Source organism: Deltaproteobacteria bacterium, from assembly GCA_016177765.1.
GTDB lineage: Bacteria > UBA10199 > UBA10199 > JACPAL01 > JACOUP01 > JACOUP01.
The window spans coordinates 1107546-1123272 of record JACOUP010000008.1; the positions used below are offsets into that span (position 1 = coordinate 1107546).

Consider the following 15727-nt stretch of genomic DNA (forward strand, 5'->3'; position numbering starts at 1 on the left):
TAGGCTCTTAATTATTAACCATTTGTTTTTACTTGGTTTTATTAATGCTGAGTGGTTCTTAAAGGCCCAAAAACCGCCAATATTTTGACAGGTTTTGTCAAATTGAGAATCTCTTGAAGGAGGTTTAGGAAAGGAATTCCCCTGACCAGAGTTTCTCGCAAAACATCTTCCAATGGATCAGCTCAATGCCTTGCGTTGTTTTACGATGCACTTCTTCCTGGCTCACCAGACAGGCCCGGCCCACCTTGTGTTCTTCCAAAAGGGCTTTCATTCCCTTCAAATGGCCCTCCGTCACTTTTTTGGCCGACTTGAATTCAAGGGCGACAGCCATCGAGCCGATGATAATATCCACTTCGTAACCTGTGGTGGTTCTCCAGAACGTCAGAGGATCGTCCCTTCCCTTGTAGGAAAGAAAGGCGCGGATCTCTTCAATCAGAAAGTGTTCAAAGGCATTGCCATAAATATCGGTTCCGGGAACAACCTCACGAATTTCCGGATGGAGATGATTGGCGACTCCCACATCAAAAAGATAGAACTTTTCCGTTTCGATCAGACGTCTGTCTTTTTTCTTTTTCCACGGTTCCAAACGGTGTCCGACAAGCGTATCTTCCAAAATCCGGTAATAGGCCCGAACCGTTGAAGGGGACACCCCCACTTCTCGCGCCACATTGGCGTAATTGAGAAGCTGTCCATGGGTGAGGGCAACGGTCTTGAGAAACTCCGCAAAGGAAGGAACATTCCGGATCAGCGCTTCATCGATGACTTCTTCCTTAAGGTAATTGTTGATATAAGCATTGAGGAGTGGGCGGGGGGAATCGGACAAGTAGTGGCGTGGAACGGTCCCAAATTGCAGCGCCTTATCCAGATTGAAATTTTCAATCTCAATAGAAGTAAAGGGAAACAGTTGATAGGATACGGCCCTCCCTCCCAGAAGATTTTTCCCTTCCCTCTTGAGTTTCCTCGCGCTGGACCCGCACAGAATAAACAGGGTGGGCCTGTTTTCCAGAAGCCAATGAATTTCATCTAACAGAGCGGGAATTTTTTGAACCTCATCCATGATAACCATCGGCGGCTTTTGCGCCAAAATTTCCTCCCGCAGATGGTAGGGGTGCAAGGTCAGGTCTGCCACAATATCCGTCTGAAGCAGGTCATAATACTTGGCGTCGGGATACTTTTGCTTGAGGCAGGTTGTTTTTCCGGTTCCCCGGGGACCCCAAAGAAAAGCGGCACCGGAGCCCTTTAACGGGTTTTTTGGAATTGTAATATCAAGAATTCTTTTGATTTCAAGTGGGTACATCACAACCGATTATCATGATAATAGAGGTCATTGTCAATGATTATCATGATTATCCTGATCAGTGGTCCATCAGGCAAGATTCTTATTGACAGATATATCGTCAGATATCATTATAAACGCTATAATAGTCGTTGGTCATCATCTATGTATCTTCCTCGCCTCCTGGATCTTCGCCCCCTTCTGGAAAAGAAATCTCTCTTTCTTTTTGGACCCCGTCAGACCGGGAAGAGCAGTCTCATTCAGCACCAGTTCCCCTCTTGTCGTTTCTATGATCTCCTGGACAGTCGCACGCTTCTTTCCTTGGGTCAAAGGCCCGAGAGGTTGGAAGAGGAGCTTGGACCCAGAGACACCGTTGTTGTGATTGATGAGATTCAGAAACTTCCGAATCTCCTCGATGAGGTCCATCGATTAATTGAATCCAGAAAAGTCAGGTTCCTTCTGACCGGTTCCAGCGCAAGGAAACTCCGTCGGGGTGGCGTGAACCTCCTTGGAGGGCGGGCCTGGTCGCGCGCCTTTCATCCTTTTATTTATCACGAACTGGGAGATCAATTTGACCTCCTGAAGGCGTTGAATCGGGGTCTTATCCCCTCGATCTATCTTTCTGACAACCCTGAGGATGATCTGGAGGGGTATGCCGGTGATTATCTCAAGGAGGAAATCGCCGCGGAAGGACTCACGCGGAACATTCCCGCTTTTAGCCGTTTTCTGGAAGTGGCCGCTTCTTGTAATGGTCAGATGATTGACTATACCTCCATCAGTAATGACGCCCAGATCCCCAGAACGACTGTCCACGAATATTTCCAGATCCTCAAAGACACCCTTATTGCCCACGAACTTCCCGCATGGCAGAAAAGTCAAAAGAGGAAACCGATTACGACCAGCAAGTTTTATTTGTTCGATTGGGGCGTTGTTCGTCATCTTCAACACCGTCAATCGATCCAGCCGAGATCACCGGAGTTTGGGGAAGCCTTCGAGGCCTATCTTTTTCATGAGATGAAGACATTTGTTGATTATACCAAGTGCGGGAATCTCTACTATTGGCGCTCGAAATCCAGATTTGAGGTCGACTTTGTTATCGAGGAGGCGGTGGCTGTTGAGGTCAAGGCCAAAACTAATATTACGCCCAATGACCTGAAAGGACTTTTGGCCCTTCAGGAAGAAAAAAAGATCAAACACCTGGTAGCGGTCTCACTCGAAAAAACCCCCCGCGTTGTCCAGAATATTCAGATCCTTCCCTGGTCTATTTTCCTCACACTCCTCTGGGAAAGGAAGTTTGCCTAAAGGTCGCCAATGTCTTGATGCCGATATTGGCTAATTGACGACCGGTTGGTACTGCTTGACCAGCTCCTCAAAGAGAAAAGAGCCGGCGATTAAGAAACGGTCTGGAAGATCCCCATCAGCAACAAGGGAAGGATTCGGGAGGAGGGAGGCCAAAAAGGCCGCCTCTTCCAGCCTCAGTTGAGACGGTTCTTTGTGAAAGTAATGGAGACTGGCGTTCCCGATCCCAAAAAGGTTTGGCCCCCATTCCGCAACATTCAAATAAAGCTCGAGTATCCGTTCTTTGGAGAGGGTTTTCTCCAGTTTGTAGGTCAGGACCAGCTCTGCCAGTTTACGGCCGAGCGTCTTGTCCGGCTTCAGGTAGAGATTCTTGGCCAACTGCATCGTGATCGAACTGCCCCCCCAGACGATCTTTCTACTCCGGATATTGATCTTTAAGGCCCTGAGGATATTATGCCGATCAATCCCGTTATGGCTGAAAAAGCGGGTATCCTCGGCCAGCACAATCGCCTGGGGAACAAAGGATGGCATTCCAGAAAGGGGGCTCCATGAGAGGGGGCACGATTCCAAACGACACTTCCCTTGAATGAATGAGGTGGTCTTGGGATCGGTTTCCTTTAACGAAGAGGGATCAGGCAGGCTCTTGTAAAGAAGGCCCAGAGGGACTGCCAGGCCGGCCATCATCAAAAAAAAGGAGGCCAGCAGGATTTTAACGGTTATTTGCATTTTTTTATTGTGAGGATATTGAAGCCGGTTGTGTCAGGAGAATGGTTTTCACGACGGTGCTGGCAAATTCCTTATAGTAGACAATAATCTTGGAGGTATCTCTCGCATTCAGGAGCCATGTCCCCCGTCTTGTGGTCTCCCCCCGCCTCAAGGGGAAGAAGATATTCAGATAATTGGCCTCATTCGTCTGCGGACTGCTATAACAGAGGCGATTTTCTGTTTGGGCAAGGGCGGAGGCAATGCTGGATGCCGCGGCGACACAATAGTTGAAAGGCAACGCCTCCGCATCCCCTAAAATCCGGTTTTTGACAAACGGCATGTAGCTATCCCAGTCCTTAAGGGGGTGGTCCAGAAGATCATCCGGATTGTATTTTGTGCGGCCCATGTAAGGAGCGGTTGTGCTACCGAGGAACGGCATGTAATTAAAAGGGTTGAGGAACTGATCTTGTGTGCCAACACCAGGATCGTCCTGAGTCGGGAGCTGGACAAAGGCTGACTGGATCCCAATTAACTCCCAGGTGAGCTTGAGGGCCCCGACGACTTTGTCCTGTCCGTCGATCATCGGCTGACAGCTCGGATCGGAGAGACCACAACGGTGGAGTTCGACATTGATCGAAGGAGGTGTCTCGTTCCCTCCTCCGGGGGTCCCGCTGACACCGTTGCCTCCCCCTGTCCCCCCTGTGGGGCCACCGTCACCGCCGGTGTTACCACTCCCTGCCTCCTGACACTGCCCATTCGCATCCACCGTCCCCTGGCAATCAGTTTTTTTCTTGTCGATGACCGGGAAGGTGGGAGTCACTGTATCCCCTTCAGGACCGATCTTGGGTTCATCGTTATTCTCGCAGGCCGGAAGGAGGGCCAGCGCGAAGGCGATAGATAAGGCGACTATGGTTAATTGCTTTTTCATCCTACCCAGTACAAAAGCAAATGGTGTGCCAACAGGGACAACTCAAAAAAACGACTGATTCCAGCTAGTTGTTGGCCAGTCACGCCTGGCAGGTGGGGAGAGCGGCCCCCGATTTGATGGTTTTTTCGGGATTGACGGAAGGTCAGTCATTTCTTACTGTGCCGTTATTAATTACTTAGGGAGGCATCGATGGCCCATCTGCAAAGGCAGGATCCGGAAGTAGCCAAGGCGATTGGTAGTGAATTGTCGCGGCAAGAAAACTCACTTGAGATGATTGCCTCTGAGAATTTTGTCAGCAAAGCGGTGCTTGAGGCGGCTGGGTGCGTGATGACCAACAAATATGCGGAAGGGTACCCCGGCAAACGGTATTATGGCGGCTGTGAATTTGTCGATCAGGTGGAAGAACTGGCCCGTGAACGGCTGAAAAGACTTTTTGGGGCCTCTTACGGGAACGTCCAGCCCCACTCCGGTTCGCAGGCGAACATGGCGGTCTATTTTACCTTTTTGAAACCGGGGGACAAGGTGATCGGGATGAACCTCTCCCACGGCGGGCACCTAACCCATGGTTCACCGGTTAATTTTTCGGGTCAGCTCTATAACTTTGCGGCGTATGGGGTCGATCCAAAGACGGGGCGGATTGACTATAACCAGGTTGCTGACCTGGCCAAGAAGGAGAAACCGAAGATGATCACGGTCGGCGCCTCCGCCTATTCCCGTAACATCGATTACAAAAAATTCCGCGAAATTGCCGATTCGGTCGGGGCGTTTCTTTTTGCGGACATCGCCCACCCTGCGGGGCTGATCGCCAAGAAACTCCTGGATGACCCTCTCCCGCACTGCCACGTGGTAACCTCTACCACCCACAAGACCCTCCGCGGCACCCGCGGCGGGATCATCCTGATGGGGCAGGATTTTGAAAATCCGTTCGGTCTGGTTGCTCCAAAATCAGGCCGTAAGAAGAGGATGGGAGAATTGCTTGACGCCATGGTGATCCCCGGTATTCAGGGAGGCCCATTAATGCATATCATTGCGGCCAAGGCGGTCGGTTTTTTGGAAAACCTTGAGCCCTCCTTTGAATCCTACGCCAGGCAGGTGATTACCAATGCCAAGACGTTGGCCGAAACCCTCGTCGGTTACGATTATCAAATTATTTCCGGGGGGACCGATAACCACCTGATGTTGATCGATCTCCGTAATCGCAAGGTTACCGGCAAGGAGGCCCAAGAGGTCTTGGAAGAGGCCGGCATTACTGTGAACAAGAATGGGGTTCCCTTTGACGACCAGAGCCCTCTGATTACGAGTGGTATCCGGATCGGCACACCAGCCCTGACGACACGGGGGATGAAAGAGAACGAAATGAAACAGATCGGCGGGTGGATCCATGAGGTGCTCTCCGATCCCAAGAATGAGAAGAAAAAAAGAGAGATCCGGGAAGAGGTAAAACAACTGTGTCAAAAATTTCCATTATATTTGTAGGGGGCGACGCGAGCCCCTATTATAATACCCCATGAAATGCCCTTTCTGTTTGGATGCCAATAACCGTGTGATCGATTCCCGCCTCTCCAAGGAGGGGGATCTGATCCGGCGCCGCCGGGAGTGTGAGGCCTGTAGCCGGCGGTTTACCACTTACGAACGGGTCGAGGAGTTTTTGCCGCTGGTGGTCAAGAAAGATGGCCGACGGGAGCCTTACGACCGGAACAAGGTACGGGGGGGGATCCAGAAGGCGTGTGAAAAACGGCCGATCTCGATCGAGACGATCGAAAAGACAGTGACCGCCGTGGAACAGTCCCTGCAGGAGAAGGGGGAAAAGGAGATCCCTGCCTCTGAAATCGGAGAGAGGATCATGGCGGAACTGAAACAACTGGATCAGATCGCCTATGTCCGGTTTGCCTCGGTCTATCGGGAGTTCAAGGATATTAATGAGTTTATGGCGGAATTGAAGGGGTTGTTGAAACAGCCTGTGAAATGACCCACGAATTCTACATGAGACGTTGCCTTGAACTCGCCAGACAGGCGGTCGGCCGGACCTCTCCGAACCCGATGGTTGGGGCCGTTATCGTTCAGAAAAATAAAATTATTGCCGAGGGGTATCACCACAAGGCCGGTCTGCCGCATGCGGAGGTAGAAGCGATAGAAAATGTAGGGGCGGCCCTGCGTGGCCGCCAAAAAAAGGGCAGACACACAGGTCTGCCCCTACAAGAGGTTACCTTATATATCAATCTCGAACCCTGTTGTCACCAGGGTCGAACCCCTCCCTGCACGGAGGCGATTGTCCGATCGGGAATCCGTAATGTCGTTGTCGGTGTCGGCGACCCCAATCCCCTGGTGGGGGGAAAAGGGATTGCTTGTTTGCGAAAAAAAGGGGTTCGGGTTGAATTGGGGATCCTTGAACAGGAGTGCCGACAACAGAACGAGGTTTATTTCAAGCATATTTCCACCGGACTCCCTTTTGTTATTTTGAAGGCGGGGGTCACACTGGACGGGATGGTGGCGACCCGAAAAGGGGACTCGCGCTGGATTACCTCCCCGGAGTCCCGCTTGAGGGCCCATGAACTGAGGGATCAGGTCGATGCGATTGCCGTCGGGGCAAACACCGTGGCAAGGGACAATCCCCAACTGACCACACGAATTCCAGGGGGAAAGGGTAAAAATCCGCTCCGACTTGTCCTGGACAGTTCTCTTTACGTGGAGCCAACGGCCAAGGTTTTTGGGAAAACCGCCGGCCCGCCGCCGGTGGTGGTGACCGTTGAAAGGGTTTCTTTGCAAAGGCAGAAATTATTCCAGAAGGCCGGTGTGGAGATCCTCTTCTGCCGGTCAACCCCCGGGGGGAGGATTGATCTCCATGATTTCCTCCACAAATTGGGTGAGAAGGGGATCACCAGCCTCCTGGTGGAAGGGGGGCCGGGTATCCATTCATCGTTTATCGAACAAGGTTTGGTGGATAAGCTCCTCCTCTTCTATTCCCCCCGCTTTTTGGGGGGGGGTGGGCTTCCGATGTTTTCCGGTCTGGAAAATGAGGGTCTGAAAGGGCTCCCGACACTCCACTCTGTCTCTGTGGAAAAGGTGGGGCCAGACCTCCTGGTAACGGGGTATCTTCTCCCCAACAGGGCTGATTAGGGGAAAAGGCCTCTCCTTCGGGTCACAGTAAAATCCAATGTAATTTCAATGAGTAGGGGCGCGTGGTCGTCTGCCCCTACTTTGGCATGTTATTTGCTCTGTTAACCAGTGGCTATGAAAGCATCGACCATAAAAATCTTGTCCTTTATCGGCCTTGGTCTTGCCCTGTTGGGTCTCGCCTCTTGCGGCGGCAGTGATGACGACGGGGTGGATGCCACGCAATCCGACAAGCTTCTGGCCGGCCGGTGGCAGGCCCAGTCGATGACCGGTGAGGTCCGTCTGGTTCTTACCTTTACGATGAAGAAGGGGGAGCGCGGAATCACCGTTGAGGGAAAGGCGAATGATGGTTCGACGGCGTTTGCCGTGGCCGGGACCTACACCCCCAAGGGAAAACAGATTGATTTTATATTCCCTCCCACCGACCCGATGACCCACAATTATGAGATTGATGATAAATTGCTCGTGATCGACAAGACCTATTACTACTCCAAGACTGGCGAAGCCGGAGATGTTATCGGTGGCCGTGTTGCCGGTCGTGTAAAAATTGGCCCTGATTCTGTGGCGATTGCGAGCAAGGGAATCACCGTGGCGAGTGCTGTGCCGGGGGAGGTCCTGGTTCGTTACAAGGAAAATCGGGTAGCGGTCGGGAACGGTTCTCTTCAAGGGATGAGTTTGGCCTCTGGAGCGGGTGATTCACCCGAAGGGGGATCCTCTCTGACGGTCCAGTCTGTTGAGGAGAATACCGGCACCGGTATCACCAAGATTAAATTCAAAGAGCGATTCACCCAAGGGTGGTTCACCCAAGGGAGTTCCTCCCTCCAGGCGATGGGCGTAGAGACCGCCGATTTTGCCAAACAGGTTTTTGACCGGAGAGACCTTTATACCCGGGCCCACTCCCAGGCGAAGGCGGCCTGCGCCCAACTCAAGGCGTCCGATCCCGATATCGAGGCCTGCAGTCCCAACACGATTCTTCGAATACAGAGCCATGCCGGTGACAAATGGAACTTGCCGCTCATCAATCAGCCGGCGGCCCTTACCTTCTTTCCAAATAACAGTGGGTCGGATCTGATCGTGGCGGTTCTGGATTCAGGGATTATCCCCAATCACCCCGCGTTTCAGGGGCGGTTGGTGGCCGGCTACGATTTTGTGGACAATAATGCCGATGCCACGGATACGATGACCACCGGTGCGATCCGTTTCCATGGGACCCATGTGGCCGGGATTGTCGCCTCTGTCGCCCCCAAGGCGAAGATCATGCCGATCCGTATTGTGAATGGGACGGAAACCAATGTGGATCTGGCCTGTCAAGGGCTGGACTGGGCCAAGAACAATGGGGCCCGAATCATCAATATGAGCTTTGGGTATCCTTTGGATGCGGAGGGCCGGGCGCTCTTTGAGCCCTGTCTCCGGAGGGCTTCTCAGGCAGGTCTGGTCCTTGTGGCGGCCTCAGGGAACGGGAATCCGGAAAATCCCTCGGTACCGATGAGCAATGAGACTGTTTACCCCTGCGCCTTTCAGGAGGTTATTTGCGTCGGGATGACCGGAGAGTATGGGGAGTTTGTCGATAGCTATGAGGCCTACGGGATCGTTTCCAACTATGGCCCCCGGCAAGATCTTGTTGCCCCCGGCGTTGAGGTGACGAGTGCCATCGGCCCAACCGATCAATACGGTCTCTTGAGCGGAACGTCACAGGCGGCCCCCCATGTGGCCGGTGTGGCGGCGATGATGCTCTCCAAGAATCCGGCCTTGAACAAGACCCAGGTGAAGGATATTTTAACACAAACCGCCTTCGATCTGGGCTCCGTGGGGCGTGACAACTATTATGGCTGGGGGCTGGTGAATGCCGGTGCCGCCCTTTCGGCCGTCGCCAACCAACGGGCCCCGCTGTCTGTTTCTTATGCGACCATGCATCTGGAAGAGGGGCTGATGGGGGCGCCGCTCCTGGTCTTTAATAGAGAAGCCGCCGTGACGATCAAGGATCAGGCGAATGTCCCCTGGCTTTCTTTTGAGACGTTGGAGAAAAGAAATGCTGGCTGGATCGTTGGGATCAAGATCGATGAAACCCTGGCCGAGGGGACTTATAATGCCACTGTGGTTGTGACCTACGGCGCCAGTACGCTGGAGGTTCCGGTCATTGCGGAGGTGACCTCCGGCAGTGGCGACCCTGACGACCTGGAGAAACTGGTCGAGGATCTCATCAAAGGGGCGAAGGATTATGGGGCGATCGATCTCTTTCTGGTCAATACGGCAACCGGCAAGCCGGAGGCCCACGTTCGGGCGACCTCCTCTGGCGGCTACACCTTCCTCTTTGAGGGGATCGCCGATGGCAATTTCTACCTGGCGGCCGGTATCGATACCAACAAGGATGGCAAGGTCTGCGGTGATATTGTGGACGAGCCCTGCACCGGCCTCTCGAAAAACGGAACAGTTCCCAAGGATCTCAAGGATTACAAGATCCTGACCATTGATGAGGAGACCCTCATTACGAATCTGACGCTCAACCTCCCGACTCCCTCCTTGACGGATGTCTCCCTGACCAAGTAGTCTTAAGGCCGGTGTTTACCGGCATCGTCGAACAGACAGCGATTATTTGCCAAACGCGGAGGATTCCAGCGGGGGTCCGGCTTGTCCTCAGACCGAAGTCTCGGCCGGTCCGCGTCAAGATTGGTGAGAGTATCGCGGTGAATGGCTGTTGCCTGACGCTGGTCCGGTACCGGAGCGGCCTCCTCGAATTTGATGTCGCCCGTGAATCCTTAAAAATCACCACACTCGGTCTGCTTCAAAAAGGAATGAGGGTAAACCTGGAGAGGTCCCTCCGGTTTGGAGACCGGATTGGAGGGCACCTTGTGACCGGCCATGTCGATGCCATGGGCCGGATTGTCTCTCTTCGAAAATACCCCAATGGGGCGGAATGGACGATCTCTTTCCCAAAGAAATTGGCGCGGTCTATTTTGATGAAGGGGTCGGTCGCGATTGACGGGGTGAGTCTCACGATCAACAGGGTGCTCCACCCAAAGGTCAACCGCCGGCAGTCTACTTTTAAAATATTTCTCATCCCTCATACCCTCAAAGTCACGAATCTGAAGGACCGGAAGGCCTCTGACCAGATCAATTTGGAGGTTGACAGGCTCGCCCGATATAGAGGAAGTCTTCCAAAATGAAACTTTTATCCCCCCAACAGAAGGTAGAAGAGGCCCTTGAGGCGATCCGTCGGGGCCGGATGGTGATCCTTGTGGATGATGAGGATCGCGAGAACGAAGGGGATCTCGCCATGGCGGCCGAGAAGGTAACGCCGGAGGCGGTCAACTTCATGGCCCGGTATGGAAGAGGTCTGATCTGTCTGACCCTGACGGTAGAGAGGGCGGGTCGGTTAGGGTTCCAACCGATGGTGATGGAGAACACCTCCCCCTTCGGGACCGGATTTACCGTTTCTATCGATGCCCGGGAGGGAACAACGACCGGGATCTCCGCCCACGACAGGGCCGTGACGATTCTTAAGGCGATTGATGACAAGGCAGAACCTTCCGATTTCACGAGGCCCGGCCATGTTTTCCCGCTACGGGCCAAGAAGGGGGGGGTCCTTGTGCGTAGCGGCCAGACGGAAGGTTCTGTTGATCTGGCCCGTTTGGCAGGCCTGAAACCCTCCGGTGTTATCTGTGAAATTATGAAGGAAGACGGCTCCATGGCCCGCCTGCCGGATCTGGAAAAATTTTCCAAGGAGCACAACCTCCCGATTGTTTCTATTGCCGATCTGATCAGCTACCGGATGCAGAAGGAAAAACTGGTGCGAAGGATTGTCGAGGCCAATCTGCCAACGGGATTTGGAGACTTCCGGCTGATTGCCTATGAGAACGATGTCGATCAATGCACCCATATCGCCCTCATCCGTGGGGAGATTCGTCCGGGTGAACCAACGCCTGTTCGAGTCCACTCAGAGTGCCTGACGGGGGACACCTTCGGATCGGAGCGTTGCGATTGTGGCAAACAGCTCCACGCGGCGATGGAGAGGATTGCCAAGGAAGGGCACGGGGTCCTCCTTTATATAAGGCAAGAGGGGAGGGGGATCGGCCTCCTGAATAAAATTCGGGCCTATGCCCTTCAGGAAGAGGGGTACGATACCGTGGAGGCGAACGAAAAACTGGGGTTTCAGGCGGATCTGAGGGATTACGGAATCGGGGCGCAGATACTGGCGGATCTCGGGCTTTCCAAGATCCGGCTGATGACCAACAACCCCAGAAAGATTGTGGGGCTTGAGGGGTACAATCTCACGATTGTCGAGAGGGTCCCGATCGAAATCGAACCCTCGGAAAAAAATGCCAGGTATCTCAAGACAAAGAGGGAAAAGCTGGGACACCTCTTGAAGAAGGCGTAGTGAAAACTGAAAATTTAAAATCCCTTCCAAACAATTTTTCCGCAAAAGGATTGCGCTTTGCGCTTGTTGTGAGTGGTTTCCACCGGTCGATTGCATTAAAGCTGGAGGCCGGAGCAAGGCAGTTCTTGCAAAAGAGGGGGGCCTCACTTCGGGATATTCATGTTTTTCAGGCCCCCGGTTCCCTGGAGATCCCGCTCCTTTTGAAGCGGCTGGCCCGTTCCAAAAGGTATAACGCCCTCGTGGCCTTGGGGGTGGTGATTAAGGGGGAGACGGCCCATTTTGAGATTGTGGCCGGGGAGGCGGCACGGGGGATCGCCCAGGTGGCCTATGATTTTGAGATCCCGGTCGGGAATGGTGTTTTGACGACCTACACGGTAAGGCAGGCTTTGGAGCGGGCCGGCGGCCGGCACGGAAACAAGGGGGAAGAGGCGGCCGCCGCTGCCTTGGAGATGATTTTTAGGTTAAGGATAAAATAAGGATGGGCCAAAGGCGGAAGGCGAGAGAGGCGGCATTGCAAGTACTCTATCAGGTCGAGATGACCGATACCGAGCCGCGACAGGTCTTGCCCCTCTTCTGGAGGGAGCAAGAGATCTCGTCGGAGACTCGAGACTTCGCCACAGAGATTGTGGAGGGGACTTATCGGAACCGGGAGGAGATTGATCAGCTGATCGAAAAACACTCCGCCCACTGGAGGCTTTCGCGGATGGCGGTTGTGGACCGGAATATCCTCCGTCTGGCCGCTTATGAACTTTTATATCGACGCGACATCCCGATCAATGTTACGTTGGACGAGGCGATCGAGATCGCCAAAAAATTCGGCACCGAGGAGTCCGGGGCCTTTATCAATGGCATCCTGGACCCGATGGCCAAGGGAGTGACAAAAGGTGATTCATCTGGCGCTCACCACAAAACCGATTGACGAGACAGGGGCCCGTCTTGCAGTCGCCACATTTTTTGAAGACCTTCGGCCTCTCAAAGGGCAGGTCGGGCTTCTGGACTGGCGTCTGAACGGTCGGCTCTCCGAACTGATCCTCAAGGGGAAGATCGAGGGGAAGTTCATGGAGGCGCTAATGATGCCCTCTTCCGGGCGGATCGGTTCTCCGGAGATCCTCCTCTTTGGCCTCGGTCTTTCGACGGAGGCCACCGAAAAAAGGCTCACCGAGGCCTTTTCGGCGATCATCGACAAGATCCAGCTCCTGAAGGGGACCGAATTTGTCATCTCCTTCTCCGACTTGGCCAGTGACTTTATGGGTTGGCGGGGCCTGATCCGCTCCTTTGTCACGATGCTTGCCATGAAATGCGGGGAAGAGGAATTTCGGGTTGTTTGCTCCGAGGAACCCCGTTGGGAGAATGAGGCCCGCCGGCGCAACATGGATTTTGGCCCTTCCGTGACCCTTCATTATGATGAAGAGTCGGTGGAAGGGGAGAAGGGCGTCAGTGCTGATGTCGCTTAATCACGAAACAGTGATGTCCCTTTTGAAAACGGTCAAGGAGCCGGAACTGGGACGGGATATTGTTTCTCTGGAGATGGTCCGAAATCTGGAGATCCGGGGAAACGATATCTTTCTGACCGTTGTCCTGACAACCCCGGCCTGTCCTTTAAAAGAAACAATCAAAAATGAGATTGATCAGACTCTCAAAAGAGGTTTTCCCCAGATCGGAAAAATTGAGGTGGCCTGGGGGGCGGAGGTCAAGTCCCGCAGGATCCCCTCGCAGGATGAGAAAAGGATTCCTGGGGTGAAGAATGTCATTGCCGTCGGGAGTGGCAAGGGGGGGGTTGGTAAATCGACGGTGGCGGTCAATCTGGCGCTGGCCCTCCAGAGCGAAGGGGCCTCGGTCGGCCTGCTCGACGCCGATATCTACGGCCCTTCCATCCCGATCATGTTTGGCATTCAGGAAGGGGAAAAACCAAAAATTGTCGGCAACAACCGGATTGAACCTTTGGAACGTTTTGGCCTCAAACTGATGTCGATGGGGTTTCTCCTCCCTCCCAATGAGGCGGTAATCTGGCGGGGACCGATGCTGGGGAAGATGCTCCAGCAGTTTCTGGAACAGGTGGAGTGGGGGGGACTGGATTATCTTGTTGTCGATCTTCCGCCGGGAACCGGGGATGTCCAGCTCTCGCTGGCGCAGTTGATCCCGCTCTCCGGGGCGGTTGTTGTCACCACACCTCAGGATGTGGCGTTGGCGGATGTCAAACGGGCGATCAAGATGTTTCAGGTGACCAACGTTCCGGTACTGGGGTTGGTGGAGAACATGAGCTGGTTTGAATGCCCCGGATGCAAGACGCGGCATGAGGTCTTTCACAAGGGGGCGAGCGGCCGTTACGAAACTCTGGGACTGCCATTTCTGGGAGAAATTCCGCTGGAAACCATAACCAGCGAGAGCGGCGATGACGGGCGGCCGATTGTCGCGAGGGATCCTTCGGCGGCGCAGTCCAAACGGTTCATCGAGATGGCCAGGCAGGTGGCGGCGCACCAGAGCGTGAGCAACTTTCAGGGTGAGTTAGAATTACCATCATTGCATTAATTTAAAAAAGGGGGGGGTTATGAACGGGCAGGATATTGTCGCACAGTCTTCGGTCTCGGCGGTTCTGGGCCGCTTCTTCACCAAGGTCTACACCTGGATGGCACTGGGGCTGGCCCTCACCGGTTTTGTTGCCGCTTTTGTAGCGAGCGAGCCGTCAATGCAGAAGGCGATCCTCGGCAGTTCCGGAAATTTGATTCTTATTATCATTGCCCAGCTGGCGATGGTCTTTATCCTCTCGGCGCGAATTCAGAAATTGAGTCCTGCCGCCGCGACAACCCTTTTTATCATTTATGCGGCTCTCAATGGCCTGACCTTTTCCACGATCTTTCTGATCTATTCCGGCCAGTCGATCGCCCAGGTTTTCTTTATCTCCGCCGGCACCTTCGGGGGGATGAGCGTTTACGGGTACTTCACCAAGAAAGACCTGACCGGTGTCGGACGGATCGCGATCATGGGGCTCTGGGGGGTCATCCTGGCCTCCGTCGTGAATCTCTTTTTCAAAAGTAGCGCCTTTGACTACCTTACTTCCCTTATTGGCGTCGTCATCTTTGTCGCGTTGACCGCCTATGATACCCAGAAGTTAAAAGTGATGGCGACCGGTTTTCAGGAGGAGAGCGAGGGGTACGCCAAGATGGCGATCCTGGGGGCGTTGGCGCTTTACCTCGACTTCATCAATCTCTTCCTGATGCTCCTCAGACTTTTTGGGGATCGTCGAAGATAGTAAAGGACGGGTCCTTTTACTTTCCATTCAGAAGTGAGACTTTTCGGGAGACCCACCGGCCATTTTTAAGTTCGTGGATGGTTCTTTCCCCCTTGCCGTACTCCCCGAAGGAGATCTTGCCGGGCCATAAGGAATCAATCAGTCGGGCCACTGTCGGTATTTCTTTCTGGCTGATCTTGTAAATATCCCAGAGAAACGGCCGGCAGAGGATGGTTCCCAGATTGGGGGCCCGTTCGCTGACGTTCGACGATTTTCCCCCGCAATCAATCCAGTATTCTCCTCTGACATCGGGCCGCATCCGCAACCACATCTGGTCCAGAAAGGTTTTTTCGTTGGGATCCCGCGGGTTGAGCGGTTCCGCTATTCCCCGCCACCGGATCTGGACGAGCCTGTAGGGATCAAAGAAACAACCTTCATGCCTCGAATTCTGGCTGAGTTGCTGCCACTTGGCGGAGAGGGTGTGGCAGTTAAAGGCAAGCGCCTCCCGTTCCGGGATGAGGTGAAAATGGACCGCACGCACGTGTGGTGTTCCATCAAGGTCCGCCGTGGCGAGCTGGCCGTAGGCTGGACGTTTCCTGTCGGTGAAGGATTGAGTGATCAGAGAAGAGAGAGAGTCTGGGGCTAAAGAGGGCATGGTTTGTCCTTAACTTTTATTTTTGTGCTCCCAACGGGATTCGAACCCGTGTTTGTGCCGTGAGAGGGCACCGTCCTAGGCCACTAGACGATGGGAGCCGACCTCGTTCTCCTTGTTTCTTGTGATAACGCGTCCAAGCTGAACCG

Annotated in this window: 16 protein-coding genes and 1 tRNA gene; 12 read left to right on the plus strand and 5 right to left on the minus strand. The window is 53.7% G+C overall.

What is annotated here, in order from left to right; genetic code table 11:
• Positions 1 to 124: 124 nt before the first annotated feature.
• Positions 125 to 1297, minus strand: coding sequence for an ATP-binding protein (locus tag HYS22_07870; GenBank protein ID MBI1910069.1), 1173 nt, complete (start codon positions 1295 to 1297; stop codon positions 125 to 127).
• Positions 1298 to 1441: 144 nt separating this feature from the next.
• Between HYS22_07870 and HYS22_07875 the strand changes: the two genes are divergently transcribed.
• Complete coding sequence (locus HYS22_07875; GenBank protein ID MBI1910070.1) at positions 1442 to 2578, plus strand: ATP-binding protein; 1137 nt, start codon at positions 1442 to 1444, stop codon at positions 2576 to 2578.
• A gap of 30 nt (positions 2579 to 2608) precedes the next feature.
• Here HYS22_07875 and HYS22_07880 read toward each other — a convergent pair whose 3' ends face one another.
• Together HYS22_07880 and HYS22_07885 are read right to left on the minus strand one after the other, a co-directional pair.
• Positions 2609 to 3301 (minus strand): transglycosylase domain-containing protein, encoded by a 693-nt coding sequence (locus HYS22_07880; protein ID MBI1910071.1) that lies wholly within the window; start codon positions 3299 to 3301, stop codon positions 2609 to 2611.
• Positions 3302 to 3305: 4 nt separating this feature from the next.
• Positions 3306 to 4208 (minus strand): hypothetical protein, encoded by a 903-nt coding sequence (locus HYS22_07885; protein MBI1910072.1) that lies wholly within the window; start codon positions 4206 to 4208, stop codon positions 3306 to 3308.
• A 189-nt stretch (positions 4209 to 4397) separates the two neighbouring features.
• Between HYS22_07885 and HYS22_07890 the strand changes: the two genes are divergently transcribed.
• The 11 genes from HYS22_07890 to HYS22_07940 all read left to right on the plus strand — a co-directional run bounded on the left by HYS22_07890 (position 4398) and on the right by HYS22_07940 (position 14947).
• Positions 4398 to 5684 (plus strand): serine hydroxymethyltransferase, encoded by a 1287-nt coding sequence (locus HYS22_07890; GenBank protein ID MBI1910073.1) that lies wholly within the window; start codon positions 4398 to 4400, stop codon positions 5682 to 5684.
• Between the two features lie 31 nt (positions 5685 to 5715).
• Positions 5716 to 6177, plus strand: a complete 462-nt coding sequence (gene nrdR, locus HYS22_07895) for a transcriptional repressor NrdR (GenBank protein MBI1910074.1) — start codon at positions 5716 to 5718, stop codon at positions 6175 to 6177.
• A gap of 14 nt (positions 6178 to 6191) precedes the next feature.
• Complete coding sequence (ribD, locus tag HYS22_07900; GenBank protein MBI1910075.1) at positions 6192 to 7325, plus strand: bifunctional diaminohydroxyphosphoribosylaminopyrimidine deaminase/5-amino-6-(5-phosphoribosylamino)uracil reductase RibD; 1134 nt, start codon at positions 6192 to 6194, stop codon at positions 7323 to 7325.
• Positions 7326 to 7439: 114 nt separating this feature from the next.
• Complete coding sequence (locus tag HYS22_07905; protein MBI1910076.1) at positions 7440 to 9869, plus strand: S8 family serine peptidase; 2430 nt, start codon at positions 7440 to 7442, stop codon at positions 9867 to 9869.
• A gap of 11 nt (positions 9870 to 9880) precedes the next feature.
• Positions 9881 to 10486 (plus strand): riboflavin synthase, encoded by a 606-nt coding sequence (locus HYS22_07910; GenBank protein ID MBI1910077.1) that lies wholly within the window; start codon positions 9881 to 9883, stop codon positions 10484 to 10486.
• Entirely contained in the window at positions 10483 to 11697 is a 1215-nt protein-coding gene (locus tag HYS22_07915; protein ID MBI1910078.1) for a bifunctional 3,4-dihydroxy-2-butanone-4-phosphate synthase/GTP cyclohydrolase II, read from the plus strand. The genes HYS22_07910 and HYS22_07915 overlap by 4 nt, the downstream gene beginning before the upstream one ends.
• Entirely contained in the window at positions 11697 to 12173 is a 477-nt protein-coding gene (locus HYS22_07920) for a 6,7-dimethyl-8-ribityllumazine synthase (GenBank protein MBI1910079.1), read from the plus strand. Before HYS22_07915 ends, HYS22_07920 begins: the two co-directional genes overlap by 1 nt.
• A gap of 2 nt (positions 12174 to 12175) precedes the next feature.
• Positions 12176 to 12616, plus strand: a complete 441-nt coding sequence (gene nusB / locus HYS22_07925; GenBank protein MBI1910080.1) for a transcription antitermination factor NusB — start codon at positions 12176 to 12178, stop codon at positions 12614 to 12616.
• Positions 12582 to 13151: a hypothetical protein gene (locus tag HYS22_07930; protein ID MBI1910081.1), complete on the plus strand. Its 570-nt coding sequence runs from the start codon at positions 12582 to 12584 to the stop codon at positions 13149 to 13151. Before nusB ends, HYS22_07930 begins: the two co-directional genes overlap by 35 nt.
• Positions 13141 to 14226, plus strand: a complete 1086-nt coding sequence (locus tag HYS22_07935) for an Mrp/NBP35 family ATP-binding protein (GenBank protein MBI1910082.1) — start codon at positions 13141 to 13143, stop codon at positions 14224 to 14226. Before HYS22_07930 ends, HYS22_07935 begins: the two co-directional genes overlap by 11 nt.
• A gap of 19 nt (positions 14227 to 14245) precedes the next feature.
• Complete coding sequence (locus tag HYS22_07940) at positions 14246 to 14947, plus strand: Bax inhibitor-1/YccA family protein (protein ID MBI1910083.1); 702 nt, start codon at positions 14246 to 14248, stop codon at positions 14945 to 14947.
• 16 nt (positions 14948 to 14963) lie between these two features.
• On the opposite strand, the gene HYS22_07945 is transcribed toward HYS22_07940, so the two are convergent.
• Positions 14964 to 15581, minus strand: coding sequence for a pyridoxamine 5'-phosphate oxidase family protein (locus tag HYS22_07945; GenBank protein ID MBI1910084.1), 618 nt, complete (start codon positions 15579 to 15581; stop codon positions 14964 to 14966).
• 25 nt (positions 15582 to 15606) lie between these two features.
• A tRNA-Glu gene (locus HYS22_07950) sits at positions 15607 to 15679 on the minus strand.
• Positions 15680 to 15727: the final 48 nt, after the last annotated feature.